This window comes from Actinomadura sediminis, from assembly GCF_042675525.1.
Lineage (GTDB): Bacteria > Actinomycetota > Actinomycetes > Streptosporangiales > Streptosporangiaceae > Spirillospora > Spirillospora sediminis.
In genome coordinates this window covers 1-734 of record NZ_JBHTJA010000258.1, presented here as the reverse complement: position 1 = coordinate 734, position 734 = coordinate 1, and the positions used below count along the sequence as shown (strand labels likewise).

At 78.9% G+C, this 734-nt stretch carries 1 protein-coding gene; it reads right to left on the bottom strand.

The annotated features are described in order from the left end of the window. Positions 1–483, bottom strand: a 483-nt coding sequence (locus ACFQ11_RS37770) for a PspC domain-containing protein (RefSeq protein ID WP_378307762.1), incomplete at its 3' end; no start/stop codon positions are given. Positions 484–734: the final 251 nt, after the last annotated feature.

Below are 734 nucleotides of genomic sequence, written 5' to 3'. Positions count from 1 at the left end.
CCCCGCGAGCCGCTCCGGGGCGCCGCGCAGCGCCGCCTTGAACCGGACGCCGCGCGCGTGCGCGGTGGCGGCGGCGAGCGCCGCCACCACCAGCGCCGTGATCGCGTTCGTGTCGAAGCCGCCCGGCACGGCGAACAGCGTGGAGGCGACCAGCAGCCCGCCCAGGATCGTCAGCACCCCGGTCGCGTCGAACCAGCGCCGCAGCAGCCGCTCGGCCGGGGCCGTCGCGCCCGGCGCGGACGGCATGAGCAGCGCCGCCGCGATGTAGAGGACGACGCCCTGGCCCTGCGCGAAGGCGAGGACTCCGAACGCCACCCGGTACACCACCGGGTCGATGCCGGTGTACCGGCCGAGGCCGCCGCAGGCGCCGGTGAGCACGCGGCTCGCGTCGTCCCGGGCCAGCCGCGGATAGTCTCCGCCCGCGGCGGTGGCGCCCGTCGCGGCGGCGCGTCCGCCGCCGGTGTCGTTCGTGTCCTCGACCATGGCACCCATCGTGACGTGCGGCGCGGCACGCGCGGTATCGGGGACGTCCCTGAATCCGACCCTGAGGCAAACCGGGGGGACGTCCCGGATGCGCCGCTCCGCGGGCCCGTGTGACGATCGTCGGCGTGTGGGAACGGTGCAGGCGATGAACGAGGCCGCGGGCGCGACGGCCGGTGCGGCGGGCGGCCCCGCGGGGCCGCGGGGCCCGGTGGGCACCGGCGGGCCGGGGCGTCCGGCGGGGGCGGGCGCCC